Here is a 25,374-nt window from a genome sequence, read left to right on the forward strand (position 1 = left end):
AAAATCCCCGGACGGCAATCTCGTTATCCGGGGATTTTTGTGTCTTATTCTTTGTAAAGGTCCTCGTGGTAGTCGAACAGCCAGTCGGCTTCTGCCAATAGCGGATGGTGTTTGTCTTTCTCCGAAAGGATGACTTTTTCGGCAGGTATCTTCCAGTTAATCTTCAAAGCCGGGTCGTTCCAGGCAATGGCTCCTTCACTTTGGGGGGCATAGAAATTGTCGCACTTGTACTGGAAGATGACTTCGTCGCTCAGTACGCTGAATCCGTGGGCAAAGCCTCGTGGAATGAAGAACTGGCGGTGATTGTCTTCGGTCAGTTCCACAGCTACATGTTGTCCGAAAGTGGGAGAACCCTTTCGGATGTCCACCGCCACGTCGAGTACAGAACCCTTGATGACTCTTACCAGCTTGCTTTGAGCAAACGGTGGTTTCTGAAAATGCAGTCCGCGTAATACCCCGTAACTGGATTTACTCTCGTTGTCTTGTACGAAATGGATGGTGCGTACTTGCTTGTCGAAATCTCTTTGTGAAAAAGATTCAAAAAAATATCCTCTCTCATCTTTGAACAGGCGGGGTTCGATAACGACCACCCCTTCAATCTCTGTATTTATTACTTCCATGTGTGAATGATTAATATCATTTATCGGTTGTTCTTTTGCAATTCGTCGATGACCTTCAGTAAATACTGACCGTATTGGTTTTTCAGCATGGGCTGGGCCAGTTCTCTCATCTTTTCGGGGGTAATCCAGCCTTGTCGCAGGGCTATTCCTTCCAGGCAGGCAACTTTCAGTCCTTGTCGTTTTTCAATTACTTCGATGTAGGTGGATGCCTCTGCCAGCGAGTCGTGTGTGCCGGTGTCCAGCCAGGCGAATCCTCTTCCCAAAGTCTGGACTTTCAGTTCTCCGTCGGCCAGGAAACGCTGGTTCACCGAAGTGATTTCCAGTTCACCGCGGGCGGAAGGCTTGATTTGTTTGGCTACTTCCACCACCTTGTTTGGATAGAAATAAAGGCCTGTCACGGCATAGTTGGACTTGGGGTGCTGAGGCTTTTCTTCAATGGACAGGCAATTTCCTTCCTTGTCGAATTCAGCCACTCCATAACGTTCCGGGTCGCTCACCCAATAGCCGAAAACGGTCGCTTTTCCTTCTTCTTCGGCCATACGGACCGCTTCTTTCAGCATCACCGTGAAGCTGTTTCCATGGAAAATATTGTCACCCAAGACCAGGCAGACCGCATCGTTTCCGATAAATTCTTCTCCAATCAGGAATGCTTGTGCCAGTCCGTCGGGGGAAGGCTGTTCTGCATATTCAAAATGTACGCCGAAATCGCTTCCGTCTCCTAGCAGCCGACGGAATCCGGGAAGGTCGTAAGGAGTAGAAATAATCAGAATATCACGTATCCCTGCCAGCATCAGCACAGATATCGGGTAATAAATCATGGGTTTGTCAAAAACTGGAAGAAGTTGTTTGGAGACCCCTTTGGTTATAGGGTAGAGTCGAGTGCCCGACCCTCCTGCAAGAACAATACCTTTCATGGTTGAATGATTTTAATTAGTTTGCTGCAAAGAAAAAAGTTTTTTGTGAGAACTCAAAGTTTCTGCCTATTATCATTAAGGTGGAAAGGGAATATTGGATGCTTTTTGTAAAGAAAATCACAAATTCCTTTCCTCAGGTATTGTAAGTTTCAAAAATAGTTGTACCTTTGCAACGCATTTGAGAAAAACAAGTGCGGCGAACATTTCGGTTCCTTGGATGAGTGGCTTAGTCAGCGGTCTGCAAAACCGTGCACGGCGGTTCGAATCCGCCAGGAACCTCGCAAATTAGAAAGAGAGAACATCGGTTCCTTGGATGAGTGGCTTAGTCAGCGGTCTGCAAAACCGTGTACGGCGGTTCGAATCCGCCAGGAACCTCCAAACAACAAGATGCACTCTTAGCTCAGTTGGTAGAGCAACTGACTCTTAATCAGTGGGTCCAGGGTTCGAATCCCTGAGGGTGTACAACAAATTAGTGCAAAAAGTAGAAAAGTTCTGAAAATCAATTGATTTTCAGAACTTTTTTGTTTTTTACTATGCAGAATAAGGTGGTTTTCGGAAAGAAAGAAAGGACTTATCCGTGGGACTTTTTTTAGCCCCTAAAAAAGTCCCACGGATATGATTCTATTTCATTATTTATCAGTGTTTTGCATGAATTCATCTTGTGGTAAATAAATTAAATTTGTAGAAACAAAAGAAATTGGTTTATGGCAAGAGAAGAAAGAGAAACAATGAGCATTTTGTTCTTTATTAAGAAGACAAAACTTCTAAAAAATGGTGAAGCACCAATTTGTTTGCGTTTGACATTGAATAAGCAAATAGCAGAGATCCGAATTAAACGCAGTATTTTGGTTAATCGTTGGAGTCCAGCTAAAGGGTGTGCTCTTGGAAAAGACAGAGTTGCAAGAGAACTGAATAGTTATCTTGAAGCTATCCGTTTAAAAATGCACCAGATACATCGAGAATTAGTTTTGGACATGTCTACTCCTGTTACAGCAAATGCTATAATAAATCGATATTGTGGTAATGATGTAAAGATGTTGTTGGAAGTTTTCGAAGATCACAATGATAAATGTCGTGCACTTATTGGTAAAGAATATGTGGAAGGGACGGTTAGAAAATTTGATACGACTTTGTTATATTTAAAGCAGTTTCTTAAACAGAGGTATCGTAAAGATGATATCCCCCTTCCCGAGATTAATCAGGAATTTGTTAGAGATTTTGAATTTTTCTTAAAGACCGAGAAGTCGTGTCAGAATAATTCAGCTCTTAAGCATATAAAAAATTTCCGGAAAGTAATACGTATAGCTATAGGTAATGATTGGATTAAAAGAGATCCTTTTTTTGGACTTCGTTTTAAAGCTGAAGAAGTTAATGTAGATTTTTTATCTAACGATGAATTGAAACGTATCAGACAAAAGAAAATAACGATACCAAGACTGGAGCGTATTCGTGATATTTTTGTGTTTTGTTGCTTCACGGGTTTGGCTTTTGTGGATGTTTCTCAATTAACTGCTGAGGATTTAATTAAAGATGCCCAGGGAAATATGTGGATTCGAAAAATGAGACAGAAAACGAAGGAAATGTGTAACATTCCTTTGCTTAGTGCTGCAAAAGAAATTCTAGAAAAGTATAAGGATTTTGCATCAACAAATGCTAAGGGGTTGTTATTGCCGGTCTCCAGTAATCAGAAAACCAATGCATATTTGAAAGAAATAGCTGATATTTGTGGTATAAAGAAGAAATTAACAACACATGTTGCACGGCATACAGCTGCTACAGTAGTCTTTTTGGCAAATAGAGTTTCGATGGAGAATGTTGCAAAGATCCTTGGACATGCCAATCTTAATATGACAAGACACTATGCGAAAGTTTTGGATCAGTCCATATTGAATGATATGGAAAATGTTGAACGGAGCTTTAGACAATGAAAAAAGGGGCACAAGAAGGAATTGTTTACAAGCTATTCCTTCTTGTGATTTTAAATTTATCAGTTAAAATTGGGTGCCGAATATGTTTGTCCGGTTCTTAGCTAATAACTCTTCAATATCACTTTCTTTATAAAGAATTTTTTTACCAATTTGATAATAAGGTAATATTCCATTACACCTGTATTCGGATAAAGTACGTTTTGAAAGTTTTAATTTTTCCGCAAGTTCAGAGTCTGTTATATACTGTTCATTTTGGAGACTTCTCAATTGATAAGTTTTAAGTGATTTTAAAATCTCCTTTAAATCTTGGATTCGGTTAAAGAAATCGATGATTTCTTTATCATTTTTTGTCAGTATTTTTCCCATATTGCTGTCCCTTAATTAGATTCATGACTTCTTGTTTATGATAGTACGTTTTGCGGCCAATTTGAGTGAATGTAATATTCCCACGGTTCTTTAAGTACTGTAATGTTCTGAGTGAAATATTTAGTATTTCGCATACTTCTTGATTATCTAACCATTCATTTAGCTGACAATTAGGGTGTTGATTTCGCAATAAATTGATTTCTTTTTCTAGATTAAATAATGCATCTAGCATTTCTTGAAATGTTTTTGCTTCAATATTGACTATTTCCATATTTGGTATTTTAGGATTGTTGGGATAAAGGTAATTGCTGCAATATATATTATGTTTGATTGCTTCATCAGATAGCATCAAAATTCATTAGATGTCATGAAAGTTAATCATGTTAACCGATACTTGATTTCCGTATTATATAGTTTACACTTTTGGTTTACACTAATATTTAGACATTATTCTGTATGTTTCAGATTATCAGCAGTTAAGTGGTAATATAAAATAAATATGAACTATGTGGCATACTATTTTCACTACTATAAGTACATACTCTTAGAGTGCGCACGAAGAGAGTATCGATTTATTCACTTAATAACATTGGAATTATGTCATATATAGATAATGAGATACTCGAAAGACTGATAGGAACCATGGTAGAGGGGTTTGCCCGCATTGAAAAGAAACTGGACCAGATGAACCGTTTGAAAGAATGTATGAACGGGGATAAACTTCTTGATAATGTGGATCTGGCAGAACTCCTTGGTGTGTCACAAAGAACTCTGGCACGTTACAGGCAAGAGGGAAAGATTAAATATTACTCGGTGGAAAAGAACGGGAAATCATTCTATCTCGCCTCAGAGATACAGAGTTTCCTGCTCCAGCGAGGTAAGAATATAGTAAATAATAAGTAGCTAATTAAAACAATAAGTGGCCGTTATTCTGATAAAGAGATCATACGGTCACTTATGCATTGTAGTGAGATTATATTTTATTATTTTTTCTCGCTTTTAGTGTTAGTAAACGAAGCCACACAGAAAGATATCTGGTTTTGTTAACATAGATATATGTAACAGAACTAATATAAATAATTTTGTTTGGCAAATCTTATGAATCCGTGTTATTGTGACAAATTATAATTTTCTCACTAGAAACAGTCTGAAACTATAGTTTTTTATATACCTTTACTCATTGAATTAAGAATAAACGAAAAAATACATGAAATCGCTACATATAAAATTAGATAAAAACTCTCCTCCTATCAAATGGGCTGATGCACAGGCCGACAGAATAGGAGCAAGAGGACATGTCGGTACTCACTTGGATTGTTATACAACAGTTCCGGAAAAATCTGAATACAATATCACAGCAATGGTTCTTGATTGTCAGAATGGAATGCCCAAACTGGATAATGTTAAAAGTTTTACTACTCTTGAAAATATGGCTTTACTATTACATACAGCTAATTTGGAGAAAAACGAATACGGAACGGATATGTATTTCGCTACAGACACTTTTCTATGTGAAGAAGTCCTTCATTCTATTTTAGAAAAAAAACCTCTTTTTATTATTATAGATTCGCATGGAATAGCAGAAAAAGGAAAGAGACATATAGAATTTGACAAGGTTTGTGAAGCTAATGGCTGCCATGTAATAGAGAATGTTGATTTCTCATGTATCGGAAAGCAAAAAAATATTCAACTGAAAATATTAATAAACATTGATCACAAATCAACTGGTAAACCTTGTGAATTGTATTGTATGTAAAATATCAAATAGTTTAAAAGGCCATAGAGAAAAATAAAGATAAAAACAGAATTATAAATATTTATAAGCAATAGTATGAAAATAGAATGTCTGGCAATTGGGGCAGATGATATATAATTACTTAAAATTTTATATATTATTTCAATTTTGAAGCGAGTGAGTTTTATAATAATTCGATTAAAAACTTTACTTCATATTTCTTGTATTACGACAAAAACAGTGCAGAATAGAACTGATATATAAATCTGGGATAAACACACCGACAGGTAGAGGAGATTTATAAAGGACTTGCACATTTTGTAATATCTGTTGGCTGCAAAGATAAAGTAAATCTGTTTACTGAAAAATTAAGGAAGGACGGATATAAAGTGAACTTCGGACAATAGGGAACGGCCTTTACGAAAGTGTTGTAGCAGATTAGGAAGTAAACTCTGTAGAAATAACAGAGTAAATAAAAAGTCCCCAACGGAGTAACTGCTAGGGGCTTCATGTATCTGTATGTTATATGTCAGACATTAGTATATTAGTCAAGTGCTGTATTATTGATTGTGTTGTATAATTCTTCAATATATGGTTTGGTATTATCAGTTTTATGATAATATGAAGTTTTACTGTACCAATAGTGACGTTATACCGGGATTGCGGTCACTTTCAATGTCTCCAGATTGACATAGACACCGCGATACAGTGTCTTTCCTTCCTTGAACATTTTCCAGAGCAGATCACATCCGATATGTGCCAGTGTGGAATTAATGAACAGATCCTGTTTTTCCAGGGCTTCTGCCAGAGAACAGCTCGGCCCCGATTCCTTTTCCTTGATTTTTGCATAGTCCACTTCCTCAGTGATGACATTCATTTTAGGCATGGGAATATATTCCTGTGAAGAAGGCTGGAGAACTTTCTCACGTACCGTCCCGATGATGACCTGTCCCTTTGTCTGGCTGTTCCCGAAATCCATCCAGTATATGGGAGCCGAATGGTCACTGAAGTTTTCTTTGCGGACTTTCTTCAGGAACTTCCAAAGCGTAAGACGTGAACGTATATTGTCCGTACAGGTTATGATGATATTTGCTGTGCTGTCTTCAGAAAAATTCCTGGTAGGAAAACATTGCGCTTCGGCAGTCCATGTGTATCCGAAGAAACGGTTGATGCGTGTGACTAGTGATACGGCTTTGTTTAGTCCCAGTTCTGTTTCACTGAAAAGCTGGCGTCCTATATTGGCCTGGCTTACTGTGTCGGGATCGAATACGGTGACATGCAGTCCCGGATGGCCCAATGCTTGAAGTGCCATGCTCATGCGTGCCAGATTGGTTATCACTTGTGAGCCTGTACCTCCGGCTCCGATGACGAATACTGTTACTGGATGACGCGGATTGAGCAGGTAGCGGTCGGTAAAATGTATTTTTTTCATGGAAGTATGTCTTTAAGTTTTTTATTCATGGGCTTGAGTTCGTTCATATCGAACGGATTGTTTCTTATGTTCTCGGTGACGATGACAAGATTTGAAACGGTAGGATTGACATTTCCTCCAAGATGGGAGAATTCAGTCAGCCAGAACCGTTTTTCCCAGTATTCCAGCAGGGAAAGGAAAGTCGGGTTCTGTGGCTTTTCCAGAGAACTGCTGCCAAGGCAGACACTTGACCCGGTCACGTTGAAGAACGGGGCACGGAACAGTGGAGTCGTCTCCATTGGACGTTTTCCCTTGAAGGCGAATACGTCCATGCTTCCGTTTTTTACATGATAAACAATTCCCGGCAGATTGAATATGCCGTCCTGTATATTGAGATCCTTGTGAAAGAACATCTGTCTCTTTCCGGGCGGATTGTACCAGATATATTCTTCCTGTCCTTTTCTCGGATTGCAGGCCAGCATGTTATCGGGGACTCTTCCTGCCGGTATCCCGCTCATTTCTTCCGTGTAGGATTCCAGCAGGGTATTCATGAATTCGTATGTGACGGGGATACCTGCCCCCATCTGTCCGCTTTTCCCGATGGGACGCAATTCTATGAAGTACCTGGTGTCAGAATTTCTTCTGTCTTCATACTTGTAGGCTATGATAGCCGCCTTCGGCACCATCATTTTTTGAATATTTTGGGTCAGTTCATTCATGATGTTTATAAATTATAGGTAACATGTTCTACAAATTTCTCAAACCATTTTGAGAACCGTTCCGGATAATTCTCTGGTCTGAACAGTTTTTCAGTTTCCGGTGTGATGAATGTAAATGATACGGGAGTCTGGTTATATGTTTCCTGACAGTCAGTACTGAAACAGCTTTCCATGTCTTTGGTAACCGTATCCGTAATGGAATATGTAAGCAGAATCTGATATTCGAGTGGTGGTGGCTCGAAATCCCTTTCCTTTTCGCTTGCATAATCATAGTCATAATTCAAGATATAAGGGCTGTCCTTTGCAATCAGGGACAGCCCTTCGGTAATCAGTTCCAAAAGTCTTTTTTCCTTATTGCTGGAAGGATTACAGTTGCGGATATGTTCTTCCAGATTCCTACAGAAAGCTCTGGAGTACATCCGGCACAGCTTCCTGTGGATTCTCCCTTTCTCATATGACCTGAAAAGCTTTTCCTTTCTGTACAAATCCTTTTTCTCTTCCTCATCAAGCTGTTCAAAGTCCACATAATCGATACAGACTTCCGACATTTCAAAATAAGGGGTATCGGTTATATCCATCATCCTGTGATACTTGATGAACCTTCTGATGAACTCCAGTGTGATCCTTTTGATTTCACCTTTCAGTCTTTCTGTAAAATCTATCGGTATCAGGAACAGGGTGTAATCAGGCCATTCATGGAAGTGATAGATACAGAACTGGAGCCTGTCACCGACAAGTTCCAGATTTACATGATGAGATACTATGGAATCCAGCGCATTATATAGCAGGCATATTTTTTCTCTTATGGAAGTCCTGCCTGTAGGATGGTATGGCAGCTCCACATCCAGGAGCTGCGCATATTTCATGGCTGAACGGTACAGGAAATCAAGATTCTCTTTGGTGGTGACATTTACCGTTACATCCCTGTCATTCTCCACATACAGGTCGGGAGCGATGGAAGGTATTCTCGTGTTCAGAAAACCATGAGGCTTTCTGCTGGAGGGAGTTTTCTTTTCTTTCTGCTCCTGATGCCCCGGCTTATGTCCGTATTTTCGAGTTCCGATATGATAAGTCTGGCTAAATTTTCCAAAGCCCGTTCCGTAAGTTGTGTACATGGTTTTTTATTTTTACGTTGTCCTTTTTTCATGTCCTTACCCTTTTACTCCGATGGTTGTCTTGAATTCATATACCGCCCGGTCGTCTTCGATTTCCGGTCCGTGTACGGTCGCGGTGGTCAGTTCTGGATAGTTCATTGAATAGAAGTCCATCACTTCAGCCGGAGACATGTTTACGTTCGGATCGTCCAGTACGATTTCCTGACTGTTCTTCTTCATCTTGAATACTCTTTTCATTCCTTTAATTTCCAGTGCCATATTGTTTATTGTTTATTGGTTTTACAAATCATTTATTTTTATATATCAGCAGTATACCATTTCTACCTGTGCCTCGTCCTTCATACGGTATTCAGCCGGAAAATCCGGATATTCCGCATACGGGTCCTCTTTTAGAAGTTCCCTGTCATTCTCGTCTTCCGGATCGAAGCAGAATGTCTCATGTGTAGCCGGCGCAGTCTGGTATTCCCGTCCGTTTCCGTTCTGTACCTGTACTGTTCCGTTCGGTATATGGCCGTTTGTCGGCTGCCGTACCTGTTGTTGTGGATAAGGAGCCGTCTCAGGCTGGTAAGCCTGCTGCTGCGGATAGGGCTGCATTGTAGCTCCTTGCGGCATACCTGTTCCTTGCATTACGGGGCGGTTTGGAGCAGGTTGGATATATGCTCCGTTCGTTCCATATACCGGTTGAGGCATTTCCTGTGGAATCTGTTGTGGAGCAGACTGCATGACAGGTTCAGGATTCATAGTATGGGTCTGCTGCTCCGGGAATATGCTTGTTTGTATACCGGGCTGTGGCTGACCGTTCATGCTGCCTTGTGGTTGGGGAATTACCGGCGCCGGTTCCTCTGCCATACCGAACAGACTTCCTTCGCTGGCCTGTTTCTGTACTTCCTGCATCCTGGTATCAATCTCCTTCTGTTTTTCGGCAGAAGCCAGAACCCGTGCCTGTTTCAGCCATGTCATTGCTTCGGAGAACCTTTTTGCGGCAGTTGCATCATCAGCCTTTTTGAGGAGCTTTTCCATCTTTTCCCGTTTTTCCTTGGCTTCCTTTGATTCGGCTGGTACTGTTGGAGCCTTGGATGATTTGGCCTGTGATGTAGCCTTTTCTGCCTGTTTCTCGAAATTTTCCGCATTGGCAAGCAGTCCCTGTACCTTCTGTATCGGTTGGAGTATGGTCTGCAGGAAACCCATATCCAGTTCTGTCGGTGTTCCGTTCACTACCAGCGGCACCATGTTCTGCCGCGTATCCTCTTTCAGACTGTTCCGCCTTGGCATGACTGCTACGCTCAGGCTGTTGTCCACTTTACGGATATTGATATTCAAATCCGTTCCTGCTGTAATCATCTGATAAATTGATTGAAAAAACATAATTGAAAAATTTTATGGTTATACATAAGTTTCCTTGAAGAATTCTTTCAGGACATCCTTTCTGTCCGGTCTGCTTGCAATATCACGCAGAGATTCCAGATAGTAGCCGATGTTTTTAGGTTCATCAACTGTATTGGACAGGCGTCTTTTGACCGGTCTGATATGTTCGTTCTGTGGCCATACAGCCGGCATGACAGGAGCAGAAGATATACATGTACTTGTTTTCATATATGTTGGTTTTATTGGTTAGAAAAACAGGAGTCCGACAATGAAAAAGATAAATGCTATCCTGACAATCAGTAGAAGAGCTCTGAAAAGAAATCCTATGATTCCTCCGGTGAGCAGGAGCATTGCAATCATACCTGTAGGCATGATACCTTTGTCTGTCAGCATAAGTATTCCGATAACCAGTACCAGGGTTACCGCATGCTTGCTGATACTTTCGATAATCTGTAGTTCCATAATCCTTAATTTTATGAATGAATAATCCCATCGGGATGTGTTTTCCCGATTTTATAGGCCTCCGGCCTCTTGGATTGCCTTTTTGCGCAAGGCCTGGCAGGAAAAAATACCGGAGCGTAGCGAGGATGATTTTTTCCTGTCCAGCCAAGCCCTTCAGGGCAGCCTTGCGGCAAAAGGCAGGCAATCCAAGACCTTTGCCGCTTAAAAGCGGAAAAACAGATTCTTTTCTGTACGGACACAAAAAATGCAGACCTTACGGCCTGCATTCTTGTGGTTATATTGATATGGATGTTATTCTTCTTTTGTGGAATAGGTGTTGAAAATGTCATCGGTCATTTCCTTGGCGAGAGTCCTGATTCTATTAAGAAAGTCCTGCCCGGTTATCATTCCGCTTTCAAGTCCGGCCAGCTGTTTTTCCCAGTCTGCTGTAAGTGAAGTATCCGCAATTTTCTTTCCACGGATGGTTTCGTAGGTGAACATACCTTTCGGGGTCGGAACGATATATTTCCCTGAATAACGGATATACTTACGGTTAACCAGTGTACGGATGATATTGGTACGTGAAGATACCGTGCCCAGTCCGTTCAGTTCCATGTATTCCACCAGTTCTGCATCCGTGAACGGATCTACCGGCAGTTGTTTTTTGTGTACCATGTTGCATCCGCATACATTCAGGTTATCACCTTTCTTTACTTCGGGGAGTTCATTGACGGAATATCCTGATTTTTGGACCATGTCGGAACGCATGAACACGTCATGCCAGCCGGCTTCAATGATTCTTGTCTGTTCGGCCTTGAAATGTTGTGCCGCACAAACCGCTTCAACATTTGTCGTTTCTATACGGCACGGAGGCATGAATGTCTCAAGCATCCTTCCGGCTACAAGTCTGTAAACCTGCATTTCCTTTTCGGACAGATTTCCTGGACGGATACCTGTAATGATGATGGCATGATGTACATTGGCTTTTTCTGCGCTTATTACGTGGCGGGACAAATTGGATATATCAATACCTCCAGTTCCTTTAGCTGCAGGGAGCAGCTCCCATGATAGCAGACGCGCCATGATTTGTGGAAGCGAGTCAAACACATCCTCCGTCAGATAACGGCTGGAAGTCCGCGGATAGGAAATCAGTTTCTTTTCATAAAGGGACTGGGCGATGTCGTACACCTCTGATGCGGTAAAACCATAGCGGATGTTCGCTTCCTTCTGAAGTTGTGTCAGGTCAAGCAGATCCGGTGGAAGTATTTCCTTTACGCTGTGACTGATACCGGTAATCTGTGCCTGATGTGACAGCTTGCAGTCCTGAAAAAACATTGTTGCGGATTCTTTGTCGGGAAGATCCTGTGTGCGGCGCATCTTGAAGAGGATGCCGTCCTTTTGCAGGCTGATGTAGATGGGCCAGCTGTCCGATGAAATATGGTTCTCCCTCTCACGGTAGCGTCTGCTGATGGCAGCCAGTACCGGTGTCTGCACCCGTCCGAGGGAATTGTTGCCAAGGCCAGTCGCCTTGCACATGGCATAGCTGGCGTTAATTCCGAGAATCCAGTCTGCCTTGTTGCGACTGTCGGCAGAAAGGAACAGGCTGTCGTAACAGCTGTCCGGTTTCAGATTTTCCATGCCTTGACGTACAGATTCGTCGGTGAGAGAGGAAATCCACAGACGGAAACAGGGCTGTGTACAGTTCAGGTATTGATAGACATAGCGGAATGTCATTTCCCCGTCACGGCTGGCATCGGTAGCCGCAATGATGGTGTCGCATGCCTGAAACACTCTCTCGATTACCTTAAGCTGGAGCACGGCATCAATGTCCGGTATCCATCCGTTCTCGGTACGTGTATGACGTACCATCAGTTCAAATTCGGACGGGATGAAAGGAAAGTCATTCCGTTCCAGCTTCTGGGTTCCGTAGTCTTTCGGCATGGCCAGTGACAGCATGTTCCCGAAAGTCCACGTTATCATGTAGCCGTTTCCTTCCACATATCCGTTTCTTACTCTGGTTGCACCGATGATTCTTCCGATTTCTTTTCCTACACTTGGTTTGTCTGTTAATATGGCAATCATGATAAATTCTGTTTTTTATATCTTTCCATACGGTAAGTCCGTATGGAAAGAGAGATATGATACATTATGGATTTTTATTTATTCACCTGAAGGGTTGATACCGTTTATGCTGATGACCGGATTTCCATTCTCGTCTTCAATCAGACTGAGTGTGGCATCCATTGTAAGTGAAAATACAGGAGTCTTGATTTTAATGGACATGACATTGGTTTCCTCTCCCTGAAGGAGCAGGTCCATGTTTCCGTCCTTTTCAATTTGCGATCTGCTGATACCTACCGATTCCAGTTTCTCCCAGTCGATTTGTTCAGCCTTGTAGATATGATGATTGGTCTTGTTCATGTTCTTTCCTTTTTTAGTAGTTGATGATTTGAATTCTGTTTTGCTCAGACAGCCTGTTTTGCTCCCTTCTTCTGTTCCTGCTGCTGGGTATTGTCAGTCTGTGAAGCACGCTGTGAAGTATTGCGACGGACATCTGGATTCTCTTGGAAGAATTGCATTTGTCCAGTATTGGCATTGATTTTTATGTATGAATCGAACTGTTTACCATTGGGGCCTTTCATACCCGTTACGAGGATAGACTTTCCGTCCTGAAGATTTGCTCTTTCCTGTGCCGAAAGCAGGTGTCCGTAAACCTCAGCAGGAATGGCCGGTGCCTGTCGTTCGTTGAAACCGTCTGGAGTTCTGGAATACTGTGGTCTGCCACTTACCAGATCCAGCTTGACGAATGACGAGAATTCCTCACCTTTACGGTTGATCATGTTCTCCAGATAGATGGGTTGTCCTTTGCGTAACGCTTCCTTGTCCTCCGGTGTGAGTTGTACCGAACAGATTTCCTTCGGTATGTAGATTTCTCCCGTTTCCGGATTGTGTCGCGTATATTGGAGCCCTCCTGTAACCTTGTCCATGGTAACGAAGGAAGAAAACAGTTCACCGTTCTTTCTCTTCATATCCTCTACAAGGATGGTATGTCCTTCGTTCAACGCTTTGAGCTGCATGGGAGAAAGCGGTACACCGCCGAGCGTCTGCTGGTTGAAGGCCTGGTCTTTCGGGAAGATAAATTCGATGCCTCTTCTTTCCGCACTGTATTGCAGATTGGCATTAAACTCTTTACCCTGATTGGACTTCATCCCCTCTACGAATATCTGTTCTCCGTTTTTCAGTTTCTGGATTTCGTCCGGAGTCAGGGTTACCCCTTTGATTTCATTCGGGATATAGACATGCTCCTGTCGGACGGCTACCAGTTCGTTGGTATTCTTGTCGATGGAAATCAGACACGGCTCTGTCGTGTTGCCACGCAGGTTAAGGTCAGCCACGCGTCCCATGTTCCCGCTTTCACGCAGGTTCTTCTTGTCCTCTTCCGTGAAGATATGTCCGAAATAAGGACGTTCCAGTTCCGGCTCCTTTCTGATACCGTGGATGCCCAGCATGACCTGCCCGTCGTTGGAGATGAATGAAAGACGCGCATCCAGTTTGGCAGTCAGTACCCCAGGAATGTTGAGTGTCAGCGGCATGGTCCTGTTGGTCTTGTATCCTTTCAGCATGCTGTCAAGCTGTCCGGACTGCTCCAGCATTTCCTTGGATATGCCGAATTTACTCAGCTCCTCCCAGTTAATCATGTTCTCGTTGTAGCGGTACGTGGGTGTCTGCTGGCGTTGCGGTTCCTGCTGTTCGCGCCCCTGTGCGGCAGCTTCCACCTGTGATACCTGTTCAGGCTGAGCCTGCGTTGTCTGTTCCTGCTTCTTTGCCATTGTTGTTTCCTCCTCTTTTGTTTGACTGTTTTTCTGATTGTTTACTTTCGGTACGATTTCATAGCGTTTCAGGAATTCTTTTACCGCATCTGTCTTCTTGCCTTCGGCCAGTTCCTTGATCGCCTGTTTGTTCTGCTTGTAATCATTGAAGGTCATGCGGATAAGCCTGAAATGCGTAGGCTCCTTCAGCTGGCTCCAGAAATTCTTGATGAAGTTTTCGAGTATACTTGAATTCTTGTCGAATTTCAAGAATGAGTTCTCATTCTTCTCTTCTGGTGTAACCGTCTGATAATTGCCATTCTCGTCTGCCTTGCTGACCACTCCCAAACCCTCCTTTGGGTCATTCTTGTTATGTACCAGCAGAAGTTCGTCAATTTGTTCCACATAAGGCTTTTCCGGTTTCTTTGTCCGGCCTTGCCTTTTTTCCTTGTCAGGACTGTTTTCTTGTGCCATAATCTTTTGTTTTGAGTGACTACTTGATTTGTTTCACAGTCCAAATGTAAGATGATAAATTGAGTAAACATTTGATTTACAAACGGATGGCATTAGATGTCATTAGATGTCATCAAATGTCATACGAAGGATAGGAAAGAACGCAGAAACAGCAGAAAAAAAGGATGAAAAGAAGTAGAAAAAATAGGTGTAATAGGTGTAAAAGCATAGCGAAGCTACCGGACTATGCAGATCGGAGTGAGCTGAAATCCCTGTCTTATTTCGGGAGTTGATAGGCAGTCTATGTTTTTTATTAGGGAAGGTGGATATTCACAGTATTTGTGAGGCCATATATAAAATATAAGGATAGCCGCCTTAGATTTACGGTTATGCGTCACGTCGGTCGCAGTTAATCCCTGTAATCTTTTCTTTAATTCTAATCCGTTTGCCGCCGCATTCTTTTTCAGGTGAATTTTCATGGCGTAAGCCATAAGGAAAATTCTCCTGAAAAAAGGAATAAATGTGGCTGGCAAAGCAGGATTGGGATTTATCTTTGATGGAAGGGATAACTAAAATTTTAATCACGAAAAGTTTTATGTAGTGAGAGTGTTGAGTTTTAAGTTTTGTGAGAGATTATAGTCTCAACAAGTCCTTAATTACTAAAAAATGTGCGTTTACCATCACATTCTTATGTAATGTATTTTTTATAATATTGTTGTGTATATTTTGTTGTCAAATAATAAAGATAAATTTAAATTAAAAGATATAAAATATTTTTATTGTCCATTGTTTTAGTTTGCATACAGATGGGCTATTCACAGGTGAAGTATCCTATAGTAGATTTAGGTCAAAAAAATTGTTACAGTGATAATGGTAAGGTTGAAGAGCCAAAGTTGAGAGATGTTTTTTATGGGCAGGATGTATGTATTCAGGGTAACCAGCTAAAGTACAAGGATAACGGTGTGGATTTCTTCAACCTAAATGTGGTGGCATTAAAAATACTGAGGGATATTATGAGTAAGCTAGAATATGTTCTGGTAAACGTATCAGACAAAAATCTGTCAATAAAATGGGTTGGTATTTTTGATAAAGATGTAAAGAAAACAGATGTATCAAAGGAAAATTGTCATAAATGGAATCTAAAGGTAGATGATATTTTTATCATACATGAAGAGCTGTAATATACATTATGGCTCTCATAACATTTAAATTGAATTTAATTGTTAATATTATTGCTTGTAATTAGTTTTAAAATTTAGTTAATGTTTGTTTATATAGAGGTGATAAATAATGTGTTAACTATTATAGAATGTTTTTTTATATTCAAGGGGAGTATATCCTGTATATTTTTTGAAGACTTTTAAGAAATATGTTATATCATCAAATCCAAGAAAAAATGAAATCTCTTTTATTTTAATTTTATTACTAGCCAATAATTGTTTGGCCTCTTGTATTTTCAGTTCTTGAATATAGTGTGCAGGTGATACACCTGTGTAGTCCTTGAATAGTTTGCGGAACCATGAATAACTCATGTTTATTTGGGAAGCTACATCTTTAGCTGTTATTCCTTTCAGTAGATTTTCTCTTATTATAATTTTGGCTTTGTCTATTTGTTCTTCAGTAACTGTATCGAAACATCTGTTATAGTCATAATACATTGTCATGCCAAGAATCAGATTTGCTATGCCGGCAAGATATTGTTGGCATGCCGCTTTTTCTTCGTTGGCTACTTTTATAGCCTGATTATACAGGTTTACGATATTGTCTTGTACGCTTATCCTATATATTATTTGTTCTTTGTTGAAGAAATTGTTTTTGAATCTACTGTCCATATTTACACCTTCAAAACCAATCCACATTTCAGTCCATCCTGTTTTTTTGTCAGGCATGTAACTGTGCCATTGGTTTGGGCGAAGTATAATCATGTCGCCTTCCTTAATATCTATGCTATCCTCAGGTGAGGTAAAAAAAATCCCTTTACCTTTTATTATATATAGAAGTTGATAGCTGTCCAATTTCCTACCACGTGATGGGGTAAAGAAAAATTGTTCCGGATGACCTGTACGTGGTGGATATGTTTCGTAGTTCTTTTCAATAATTTCATATCCTACAGTATTTACCGTTATTCCCCAGTCCTTGTCTTTTTGGCTGCTGATAAGGTATTTATAGTTTTTTTTTATTTCGTTTCTCATGATATGGGAATTTTTGCAAAGGTATGTATTTTCATCAAATCTTCCATTTTAAATATCATATTTTACATATAGTTTGATTTGTTATATGGTTACTTTTGTCGCATAATAAAGTTAACCATTGTTTTTATGAAAGTATACTATTTTATCGCATTCGATTTAGGTGCTACAAGTGGCAGAACCATACTGGGAAAACTGGAAGGAGAGAAGCTAACCTTAGAAGAAATAACACGTTTCCCTAACCAAATGTTGCAGTGGAACGGACATTTCTATTGGAATATTTATTCATTGTATGAAAATCTGAAGAAAGGACTTTCGGAAGTAGCCCGTAAGGGAGTTCCTGTAACATCTGCAGGTATTGATACCTGGGGAGTGGATATCGTATGTGTAAGTCCCGATGGAGAATTGTGTGGTATACCATACGCATACAGAGACCCACAGACTATAGGAAAGAAAGAAGAATATTTCGATAAAGTGATGAGTTCTAAATATGTGTATATGCGCAGCGGCATACAGCACATGAATTTCAATACAATCTTCCAACTTTATGTGATGAATGGGCGTAAATGTAATTCAATGCAGAACGCAGATAAAATACTTTTTATTCCAGATGCGTTGAACTATATGCTTACAGGAAAGAAAGTTACAGAATATACCATAGCATCTACTTCAGGTTTGTTAAATCCGGAGTCAAGAGACTGGGATGATATGTTACTTAAGAGTGTTGGAGTAGATAGAGAAAAGTGGGCTTCTATTGTAAAGCCTGGTACTGTGATTGGAAATATTACTGACGAACTGGCCGAAGAACTCCAAATACGACCTGTTCCTGTTGTTGCTGTGGCAGAACACGATACAGCTTCAGCTGTTGCTGCAATCCCAGCCTTGGATAAAAACTTTGCTTATCTTAGTTCAGGTACATGGTCACTTATGGGTATTGAAACAGAACATCCGGTGGTAAATGAAAAAACTACTGAATACAATATTACAAATGAAGGAGGTGTGGACGGCACAATCAGGCTTCTTAAAAATATTACTGGTATGTGGATTGTGGAACAGTGTCTGAAGCGCTGGAAGAAGGACGGTATAGAATATTCTTATCCTGAAATGGTAAAGATGGCTTCCGAAGCAGAGGGCTTCAAATGCTTTATCGATCCTGATGATGCTCTGTTTGTCAATCCTGCAGATATGCCAGAGGCTATCAATGAATATTGTAAAAGAACAGGACAGGCTGCACCTCAGACTCATGCAGCTTATATAAGAATGATTTTCGAGAGTCTTGCAATGAAATATCGTGAGATACTTGATGTATTCAATACATTGGCAGAGAATCCCATTGAAAAACTTCATGTTATAGGAGGAGGTTCAAGAAATGTACTTCTTAATCAGTTTACTTCAAATGCTATAGGACTTCCTGTTATTGCAGGCCCTGCTGAGGCTTCATCTGTAGGAAATATCATGCTACAGGCTAAAGCTGCCGGAATTGTAAATTCGCTTCAGGAAATGAGAAATGTAATTTCAGCAAACGTAGAGCTTTCCATATATAATCCTATGGATTCAGAAAGCTGGAGTGAAGCATATCAGAAGTATCTGGAAATCATAAACAAGTAATAAAATAAAAATCATAAACTTATAAACTTAAAAACCATGAAAGAAGAATTAATTGTAAAATCGTACGAGATTGCAAAAGAACGTTATGCAGCATTAGGTGTAGATACAGACAAAGTATTGGAACAGATGCAGAATTTCCACCTTTCACTTCATTGTTGGCAGGCTGATGATGTAGCCGGTTTTGAAGTACAGGCAGGACAGCTTAGCGGAGGAATTCAGGCTACAGGTAATTATCCTGGAAAGGCAAGAAACATTGACGAACTTCGTGCTGATATCATAAAGGCTAAATCAATGATTCCGGGAACACACCGTCTGAATCTTCACGAAATATATGGTGATTTCCAGGGTAAGGTAGTAGACCGTGATGAAGTTGACACAACTCATTTCCAGAGCTGGATAGAATGGGGTAAGGAAAACAATATGAAGCTTGACTTCAACACTACATGTTTCGGTCATCCGAAGAGCGGAAACCTTTCACTTTCAAATCCAGACAAGGGTATTCGTGATTTCTGGATTGAACACAGCAAGCGTTGTCGTGCCATTGCGGAAGATATGGGTAAGGCTCAGGGCGATCCATGTATCATGAACGTATGGGTACACGACGGTAGCAAGGATATTACTGTAAACCGTATGAAGTATCGTGAAAACCTCAAGAACTCTCTTGACGAGATTTTCGCAACTGAATACAAGAACATGAAGGACTGTATCGAATCAAAAGTGTTCGGTATCGGACTTGAAAGCTACACTGTAGGTTCAAATGAATTCTATGTAGCTTATGGAGCACAGAACAATAAAATGGTAACTCTTGATACTGGGCACTTTCACCCGACAGAAAGCGTGGCAGACAAGGTATCTTCTCTCTTGCTTTATGTTCCAGAACTGATGCTTCATGTAAGCCGTCCTGTTCGTTGGGACTCAGACCATGTAACTATAATGGACGATCCTACACTTGATTTGTTCAGTGAAATCGTTCGTTGTGACGCTCTCGACAGAGTTCATTACGGTCTCGACTATTTCGATGCTTCAATCAATCGTATAGGTGCGTATGTGATTGGTAGCCGTGCTGCACAGAAGAGTATGGTACGTGCATTGCTTGAACCATTGGCTAAACTTCGTGGATATGAAGCTAATGATATGGGATTCCAGCGTCTGGCTCTTCTTGAAGAAGCTAAGGCATTGCCTTGGAATGCAGTTTACGACATGTTCTGCCTGAAGAATGGGGTGCCTGTAGGCAATGAATTTATAGCAGAAGTCGAAAAGTACGAAGCTGAAGTTACTTCAAAACGTTGATAAAATGGATGTTTTATTAGGTTTATTAATAATAGCCATAGGCAGTTTTGGCCAGTCCAGTTCATATGTTCCAATCAAGAAAATCAAATCTTGGGAATGGGAAAACTTCTGGTTGGTACAAGGCATATTTGCCTGGTTGGTATTTCCACTTCTCGGAGCACTCTTGGCGGTGCCCGAGGGTGGTTTCCTTTTTTCGTTACTATCGTCAGGAGGAGCCCTGAAGGCAATAGTATATGGAGTGTTGTGGGGAGTAGGCGGACTTACATTCGGGCTAAGTATGCGCTATCTTGGCGTGGCTTTGGGACAGTCTATTTCTTTAGGAACATGTGCAGCTTTCGGTACGTTGTTCCCTACTCTTATGGCCGGTACTGATTTGTTTCATGGCGAAGGACTTGTACTTCTTTTAGGTGTATGTATCACTCTTGCCGGTATAGCTGTTATCGGTTATAGTGGTTCTCTTCGTTCGCAGTCAATGAGTGAAGAAGAAAAGAAAGCGGCAGTTAAAGACTTTGCCCTTACCAAGGGACTTCTTGTAGCTCTTCTAGCAGGAGTTATGAGTGCATGTTTTGCACTTGGGCTTGATGCTGGAACTTCTATTAAGGAGGCTGCCTTATCAGCCGGTGTCAATCCTCTTTATGCCGGATTACCGGTCATTCTGTTGGTTACTTTTGGTGGTTTCCTTACCAATGCAGTTTATTGTTTCTGGCAGAATATAAAGAATGGAACAACAAAAGACTATTTCAAGGTCTCTCCCTCACAGTTTATCAACAATGTGTTGTTCTGCATGCTTGCAGGAGTATTATGGTATTCACAGTTCTTCGGTCTGGAAATGGGTAAAAGCTTCTTTACTGACAATGCTGTCCTTATGGCATTTGCTTGGAGCATACTTATGTCGTTTAATGTTGTCTTTTCAAATTTATGGGGAATTATCCTGCGCGAATGGGCAGGGGCAGACCGCAAGACTCTTGTTACTTTAGGTATAGGTTTATTGATTTTGATATTCTCAATCTTCTTCTCGTCGCTGGTATAGAAGATTATTAAAATGATGTTTAAACAGTATTTAATTATAACTTAACGATGGTTTACAACAATTCAATTTCAGGAATTATCTCTCAGATAGCTGAAGTAGCCGGTTACCTTTGGGAACGCGGATGGGCTGAACGTAATGGTGGTAATATATCTTATAATATTACAGATGTAGTGGATGAGGCAATTACTTCCCTCAAACCACTTGGAGAAGCAATTGTACTTCCTCAGCCTGTAAAGAACTTGTGCAGTAATTATTTTATAGTGACAGGTACAGGTAAAAGAATGCGTTATGTACATTCTAATCCGATGAAAAATATGTCAATAATACGTATATCTGCTGACGGTACATATTATGACATCATTGCAGAAGAATATATACGTCCTACTTCAGAATTGCCTTCACATTTGATGATACATGACTATCTTATCGGAAAAGGTAGAAATAATAAGGTCGTTGTTCACACACACCCTATAGAACTTGTAGCTATGACTCATAATCCGGCTTTCCTAGAGAAAGATGTATTGAGCAAGATCCTTTGGAGTATGATACCGGAGACACGTGCTTTCTGTCCGAAAGGTTTAGGAATAGCTAGATATCAGTTGCCAGGTTCGGTAGTCCTTGCAGAGGAAACTATCAAACAGCTTGACGAATATGATGTCGTAATGTGGGAAAAACACGGTGCCGTAGCTGTTGGTGGGGATTTGATTGAGGCATTCGATATGATAGATACATTATCAAAATCAGCCAAAATCTATGAGTCTGCTTGTTCAATGGGATTTGTACCAAAAGGAATGACAGACGAACAAATGGACGAACTTAAACGAGTGTTTAACCTGTAAAATTCATTGTTATGGTAAATAGATTTGTATTGAACGAAGTATCTTACTTTGGTCCCGGAGCCAGAGAAGTTCTTCCAAAAGAAACATCACGTCTTGGCTTGAAAAAGGCTTTTGTAGCAACAGACAAGGATTTGATAAAGTTTGGTGTTGCCGATAAAGTATTATCAGTTTTGCGTAATGCCAATATCCCATACGAAGTTTTCAGCGAGATCAAACCTAATCCTACGGTTTCTAACGTTAAGGCTGGTCTTGCAGCATATGCAGCTTCAGGTGCTGATTTCATTATTGCCATTGGTGGCGGTTCGTCAATGGACACAGCCAAGGCTATTGGTATCATAACCAATAATCCTGAGTTCTCCGATGTAGTATCTCTGGAAGGAGTTGCCGATACAAAGAAGAAGTCAGTTCCTATCATAGCCCTTCCAACTACAGCTGGAACAGCTGCAGAAGTTACTATCAACTATGTTATTACTGACGAGGAAAACCACAAGAAGATGGTTTGTGTCGATCCTAATGATATCCCTGCTATTGCCATAGTCGATGCCGAACTTATGTACACTCTTCCAAAGAGTCTGACAGCAGCAACAGGTTTGGATGCTTTGACTCATGCCATCGAAGGTCTTATCACTAAAGGTGCATGGGAGATGAGTGACATGTTTGAAATCAAGGCGATCGAGATGATAGCACGCTATCTTGAAACAGCAGTGAATGAACCAAATAATGCCGAAGCACGTAATGGTATGGCTGTTGCACAGTACATAGCCGGTATGGCATTCTCTAACGTAGGTTTGGGAGTAGTACACGGTATGGCTCATCCATTGGGAGCAATCTTCGATATACCTCACGGTGTGGCGAATGCACTTTTATTGCCAACAATTATGGAATTCAATGCTCCGGCCGCCTTGGATAAGTATGTTGATATTGCCAAGGCTATGAATGTATATTCAGCCGGAATGACAAAGGAAGAAGCTGCAGATGCAGCTGTCAAAGCGGTTAAGGAATTGTCAGTACGTGTAGGAATACCTCAGCATCTTTCAGAATTGGGAATTAATGCTGAAGATCTTCCTCGCCTTGCGAGGGCAGCATATGCAGATGTATGTACTCCTGGTAATCCGCGTGAGGTGACAGAAGAGATAATCCTTGAACTTTACAAGAAGACTTTGTAATTACACCCATATTAGTTTGTTTATCAATCCTGCAATGAATATTTTATTCTTTGCGGGATTTTTTTGTGTTTATATTTATAACTATATGTATTTTTCGTTCATAGTGTATGATTTGTACATATTTGAGTGATATTTTCTATCTTTTGCCCGTATCGTATTCGTAAAAGACTTTATTACTTCTGATATTTGTTATCAAAATAAATGTTTAATAAAGTATTATGAAAACTACGGTATTAATAGTGAGTTTGATCCTGCTCTCTGCTTGTACAGAAAGTAAAGTAGAAAAGGTAAATCAAGAGAATGAATTCGTTGAGAATATTGTCTCAAGAATGACCATTGATGAAAAAATAGAGCAAATGGTGCAGGATGCTCCATATAATGAAAGACTTGGCATTCCAAGAATGATGTATAGTGAATGCCTGCATGGATTATGGTTGGATGGCGCTACAGTTTTCCCTCAGGCTATAGCTTTAGGATCTACTTGGAATCCTGAGTTGATAAAAAAAATGACATCATATATAGCTAAAGAAGCAAGAGGGATTGGTGTTACTCATTGTTATTCTCCGAATCTGGATGTCAGCATAGGAGATGCACGATATGGACGAATTGAAGAATCATATGGTGAGGATCCTTATTTGGTTAGTCGTATGGGAGTAGCCTTTATAAAAGGTCTTCAAGGAGAAGGAGATGAATATTTGGATGAGAATCATATAATTGCCACAGCCAAACATTTTGTTGCATATCCGGAAAATCGTACAGGATTAAATGGTGCCTTTTCAGATGTGTCTTTACGTCGATTATATGAAATTCATTTTCCTTCTTTTGAGGCTGCTGTAAAGGAAGCTAAAGTTGGAAGTTTGATGCCGGCACATCAGGATTTAAATGGTGTACCATGTCATGCTAATTCATGGCTGATTAATGATGTATTGCGCAAGGAATGGGGCTTTGATGGTTTTCTTATATCTGATAACACAGATGTTGGACGTTTACGGACAATGCATAAGATTGCCAGCAACAAAACAGAGGCTGCCGTTTTGGCTATGAAAGCCGGTGTTGATATGGAATTGGTTATAGGAAAAAATCCGGATCAACTTTCTTATACAATGGATGTCCTGGAAGATACTATTCTTAAAGACAGATCTTTAATGAAATATGTTGACGCTAATGTTAAGCGTATCATTACTGCAAAATATCGTCTTGGTATGTTTGAAAGTGCCCCTGCAATTTCAAATGATATGATTGTTGAAAGTAGCGAAGAAGCGCAGCAATGTGCACTTGATGTTGCCCGTAATGCAGTTATTCTACTAAAGAATGATAATAATATTCTTCCTTTGGATAAATCGAAAATAAAGTCTATTGCTGTTATTGGCCCTAATGCTTCAGAAACCATAAGGAATAACAGATATATTCAGACTGGAAGTTATTCCGGTATGCCACCTTATTATACATCTGTTCTGGAAGGAATCAGGAATAAAGTTGGCGATAAAGTTAAAGTAAACTATGCAGAAGGTTGTGACTTCTTTTCAAATTCTAAAGCAGGATTTTCACAGGCTGTAAATGCTGCGCGTAATTCGGATGTTGTTGTTCTCGCAGTTGGAGGTTGCTCGTTGACTTGTGGTGAAGGTCACGACCGCGATGATATAAATCTTGTAGGTGTACAGAGTGAATTAATTGAAGCAATATCAAAAACAGGCAAACCTATTGTTATGATTATGATAAATGGTCGTCCTCTGGATATTGAGAAAGAAGTAGGAATGGTCGATGCTTTGATTGAAGGATGGTATCTTGGTATGCGTACCGGTGATGCTTTGGCAGATGTTATTTTTGGAGACTATAATCCGGGTGGAAAGCTTACAGTTTCTTTCCCACGAAATGTAGGACAACTTCCTGTAACATATTTGCAGAAGCCTGATTTTGTAGGTTCAGGTAAAGGTCAGTATCAGGATTCTTCCAAAGAACCTTTATTTCATTTCGGTTATGGTATGAGTTATACCAAATTTGAATATTCAAAGCCTGTGTTATCTTCATCAAGAATAAAGGCCGGTGAAAGTGTAAAACTTAAGATTGACGTTAAGAATATTGGTGAGTATGATGGTGACGAAATAGTTCAGGTATATATTAAAGATGATTATGCTTCTGTAGGCAGATATAATAAGATGCTTAAGGCTTTCGATAGAGTACATATAAAGAAAGGAGAGACCAAAACAGTAGAATTTGAGCTCACTCCTGATAAATTTGAATTATATGACGTTAATATGAAAAAGACAATTGAGCCAGGAACATTTACAATATTTGTTGGCTCATCATCTCGTGAGCAGGATCTTAAACAGATTGTATTGACTGTAAAATAGTTTTCAATAGGTAACAATAATATTT

General features: G+C 40.4%; 25 protein-coding genes and 3 tRNA genes. 13 read left to right on the plus strand and 15 right to left on the minus strand.

The genetic code is table 11. From position 1 onward, the window contains the following. Positions 1-44: 44 nt before the first annotated feature. A complete protein-coding gene (rfbC, locus tag OIM59_RS02395; protein WP_299173983.1) occupies positions 45-620 on the minus strand; it encodes a dTDP-4-dehydrorhamnose 3,5-epimerase in 576 nt (191 codons plus the stop codon). A 20-nt stretch (positions 621-640) separates the two neighbouring features. Next, on the minus strand, positions 641-1,534 hold the full coding sequence (gene rfbA, locus OIM59_RS02400; RefSeq protein WP_299173980.1) for a glucose-1-phosphate thymidylyltransferase RfbA: 894 nt from the start codon (positions 1,532-1,534) through the stop codon (positions 641-643). A 207-nt stretch (positions 1,535-1,741) separates the two neighbouring features. Between rfbA and OIM59_RS02405 the strand changes: the two genes are divergently transcribed. The 4 genes from OIM59_RS02405 to OIM59_RS02420 all read left to right on the plus strand — a co-directional run bounded on the left by OIM59_RS02405 (position 1,742) and on the right by OIM59_RS02420 (position 3,462). After that, positions 1,742-1,813: transfer RNA gene (locus tag OIM59_RS02405), tRNA-Cys, on the plus strand. A 24-nt stretch (positions 1,814-1,837) separates the two neighbouring features. Next, a tRNA-Cys gene (locus OIM59_RS02410) sits at positions 1,838-1,912 on the plus strand. An 11-nt stretch (positions 1,913-1,923) separates the two neighbouring features. After that, positions 1,924-1,996: transfer RNA gene (locus tag OIM59_RS02415), tRNA-Lys, on the plus strand. Between the two features lie 242 nt (positions 1,997-2,238). Beyond that, positions 2,239-3,462: a site-specific integrase gene (locus tag OIM59_RS02420; RefSeq protein WP_297273801.1), complete on the plus strand. Its 1,224-nt coding sequence runs from the start codon at positions 2,239-2,241 to the stop codon at positions 3,460-3,462. A 63-nt stretch (positions 3,463-3,525) separates the two neighbouring features. Here OIM59_RS02420 and OIM59_RS02425 read toward each other — a convergent pair whose 3' ends face one another. Then, complete coding sequence (locus tag OIM59_RS02425) at positions 3,526-3,828, minus strand: helix-turn-helix domain-containing protein (protein WP_303894668.1); 303 nt, start codon at positions 3,826-3,828, stop codon at positions 3,526-3,528. Then, on the minus strand, positions 3,803-4,099 hold the full coding sequence (locus tag OIM59_RS02430) for a helix-turn-helix domain-containing protein (RefSeq protein ID WP_303894672.1): 297 nt from the start codon (positions 4,097-4,099) through the stop codon (positions 3,803-3,805). Before OIM59_RS02430 ends, OIM59_RS02425 begins: the two co-directional genes overlap by 26 nt. 326 nt (positions 4,100-4,425) lie before the next feature. Here OIM59_RS02430 and OIM59_RS02435 point away from each other — a divergent pair, with 326 nt between their 5' ends. Then, positions 4,426-4,731 carry a helix-turn-helix domain-containing protein gene (locus OIM59_RS02435; protein ID WP_287677883.1) on the plus strand — a complete coding sequence of 102 codons (306 nt, stop codon included), beginning with the start codon at positions 4,426-4,428 and terminating at the stop codon, positions 4,729-4,731. A 304-nt stretch (positions 4,732-5,035) separates the two neighbouring features. After that, the gene (locus tag OIM59_RS02440; protein WP_303894678.1) at positions 5,036-5,584 is read left to right on the plus strand and encodes a hypothetical protein; all 549 of its coding nucleotides are present in this window, start codon (positions 5,036-5,038) and stop codon (positions 5,582-5,584) included. A 628-nt stretch (positions 5,585-6,212) separates the two neighbouring features. Here the strand turns inward: OIM59_RS02440 and OIM59_RS02445 are convergent. From OIM59_RS02445 to OIM59_RS02490, 10 genes are all read right to left on the minus strand, one after another. After that, entirely contained in the window at positions 6,213-6,995 is a 783-nt protein-coding gene (locus OIM59_RS02445) for a PRTRC system ThiF family protein (RefSeq protein WP_303894681.1), read from the minus strand. Next, positions 6,992-7,693, minus strand: coding sequence for a PRTRC system protein B (locus OIM59_RS02450; RefSeq protein WP_303894684.1), 702 nt, complete (start codon positions 7,691-7,693; stop codon positions 6,992-6,994). Before OIM59_RS02450 ends, OIM59_RS02445 begins: the two co-directional genes overlap by 4 nt. A 5-nt stretch (positions 7,694-7,698) precedes the next feature. Then, positions 7,699-8,808 (minus strand): peptidase, encoded by a 1,110-nt coding sequence (locus OIM59_RS02455; RefSeq protein WP_303894686.1) that lies wholly within the window; start codon positions 8,806-8,808, stop codon positions 7,699-7,701. A 36-nt stretch (positions 8,809-8,844) separates the two neighbouring features. Next, entirely contained in the window at positions 8,845-9,066 is a 222-nt protein-coding gene (locus tag OIM59_RS02460) for a PRTRC system protein C (RefSeq protein ID WP_004326366.1), read from the minus strand. Between the two features lie 45 nt (positions 9,067-9,111). Beyond that, positions 9,112-10,173: a PRTRC system protein E gene (locus OIM59_RS02465; RefSeq protein WP_303894700.1), complete on the minus strand. Its 1,062-nt coding sequence runs from the start codon at positions 10,171-10,173 to the stop codon at positions 9,112-9,114. An 18-nt stretch (positions 10,174-10,191) separates the two neighbouring features. Next, positions 10,192-10,401, minus strand: coding sequence for a hypothetical protein (locus OIM59_RS02470; protein ID WP_303894703.1), 210 nt, complete (start codon positions 10,399-10,401; stop codon positions 10,192-10,194). Positions 10,402-10,419: 18 nt separating this feature from the next. Further along, positions 10,420-10,635 (minus strand): hypothetical protein, encoded by a 216-nt coding sequence (locus OIM59_RS02475; protein WP_087247554.1) that lies wholly within the window; start codon positions 10,633-10,635, stop codon positions 10,420-10,422. Between the two features lie 291 nt (positions 10,636-10,926). Next, entirely contained in the window at positions 10,927-12,696 is a 1,770-nt protein-coding gene (locus OIM59_RS02480; RefSeq protein ID WP_303894710.1) for a DNA topoisomerase, read from the minus strand. Positions 12,697-12,774: 78 nt separating this feature from the next. Then, entirely contained in the window at positions 12,775-13,035 is a 261-nt protein-coding gene (locus tag OIM59_RS02485) for a DUF4099 domain-containing protein (RefSeq protein WP_004326355.1), read from the minus strand. A gap of 44 nt (positions 13,036-13,079) precedes the next feature. Continuing rightward, complete coding sequence (locus tag OIM59_RS02490) at positions 13,080-14,897, minus strand: DUF3945 domain-containing protein (protein WP_303894714.1); 1,818 nt, start codon at positions 14,895-14,897, stop codon at positions 13,080-13,082. A gap of 785 nt (positions 14,898-15,682) precedes the next feature. On the opposite strand from OIM59_RS02490, the gene OIM59_RS02495 reads away from it, so the two are divergent. Continuing rightward, positions 15,683-16,057 (plus strand): hypothetical protein, encoded by a 375-nt coding sequence (locus OIM59_RS02495; RefSeq protein ID WP_303894716.1) that lies wholly within the window; start codon positions 15,683-15,685, stop codon positions 16,055-16,057. A gap of 114 nt (positions 16,058-16,171) precedes the next feature. On the opposite strand, the gene OIM59_RS02500 is transcribed toward OIM59_RS02495, so the two are convergent. After that, the gene (locus OIM59_RS02500) at positions 16,172-17,068 is read right to left on the minus strand and encodes an AraC family transcriptional regulator (protein ID WP_303894719.1); all 897 of its coding nucleotides are present in this window, start codon (positions 17,066-17,068) and stop codon (positions 16,172-16,174) included. A 126-nt stretch (positions 17,069-17,194) separates the two neighbouring features. On the opposite strand from OIM59_RS02500, the gene OIM59_RS02505 reads away from it, so the two are divergent. The 6 genes from OIM59_RS02505 to OIM59_RS02530 all read left to right on the plus strand — a co-directional run bounded on the left by OIM59_RS02505 (position 17,195) and on the right by OIM59_RS02530 (position 25,349). Beyond that, on the plus strand, positions 17,195-18,673 hold the full coding sequence (locus tag OIM59_RS02505; protein ID WP_303894722.1) for a rhamnulokinase family protein: 1,479 nt from the start codon (positions 17,195-17,197) through the stop codon (positions 18,671-18,673). A gap of 36 nt (positions 18,674-18,709) precedes the next feature. Continuing rightward, complete coding sequence (locus tag OIM59_RS02510; protein ID WP_303894724.1) at positions 18,710-19,963, plus strand: L-rhamnose isomerase; 1,254 nt, start codon at positions 18,710-18,712, stop codon at positions 19,961-19,963. Positions 19,964-19,967: 4 nt separating this feature from the next. Further along, positions 19,968-20,993: an L-rhamnose/proton symporter RhaT gene (gene rhaT / locus OIM59_RS02515; protein WP_303894726.1), complete on the plus strand. Its 1,026-nt coding sequence runs from the start codon at positions 19,968-19,970 to the stop codon at positions 20,991-20,993. Between the two features lie 47 nt (positions 20,994-21,040). Beyond that, entirely contained in the window at positions 21,041-21,832 is a 792-nt protein-coding gene (gene rhaD / locus OIM59_RS02520) for a rhamnulose-1-phosphate aldolase (RefSeq protein WP_303894729.1), read from the plus strand. A gap of 11 nt (positions 21,833-21,843) precedes the next feature. Next, on the plus strand, positions 21,844-22,998 hold the full coding sequence (gene fucO / locus OIM59_RS02525; protein WP_303894732.1) for a lactaldehyde reductase: 1,155 nt from the start codon (positions 21,844-21,846) through the stop codon (positions 22,996-22,998). Positions 22,999-23,216: 218 nt separating this feature from the next. Then, a complete protein-coding gene (locus OIM59_RS02530; RefSeq protein ID WP_303894734.1) occupies positions 23,217-25,349 on the plus strand; it encodes a glycoside hydrolase family 3 N-terminal domain-containing protein in 2,133 nt (710 codons plus the stop codon). The last annotated feature ends 25 nt before the right edge of the window (positions 25,350-25,374 follow it).

This window comes from Bacteroides mediterraneensis (genome assembly GCF_025993685.1).
In the GTDB taxonomy this organism is placed as follows: domain Bacteria; phylum Bacteroidota; class Bacteroidia; order Bacteroidales; family Bacteroidaceae; genus Phocaeicola; species Phocaeicola mediterraneensis_A.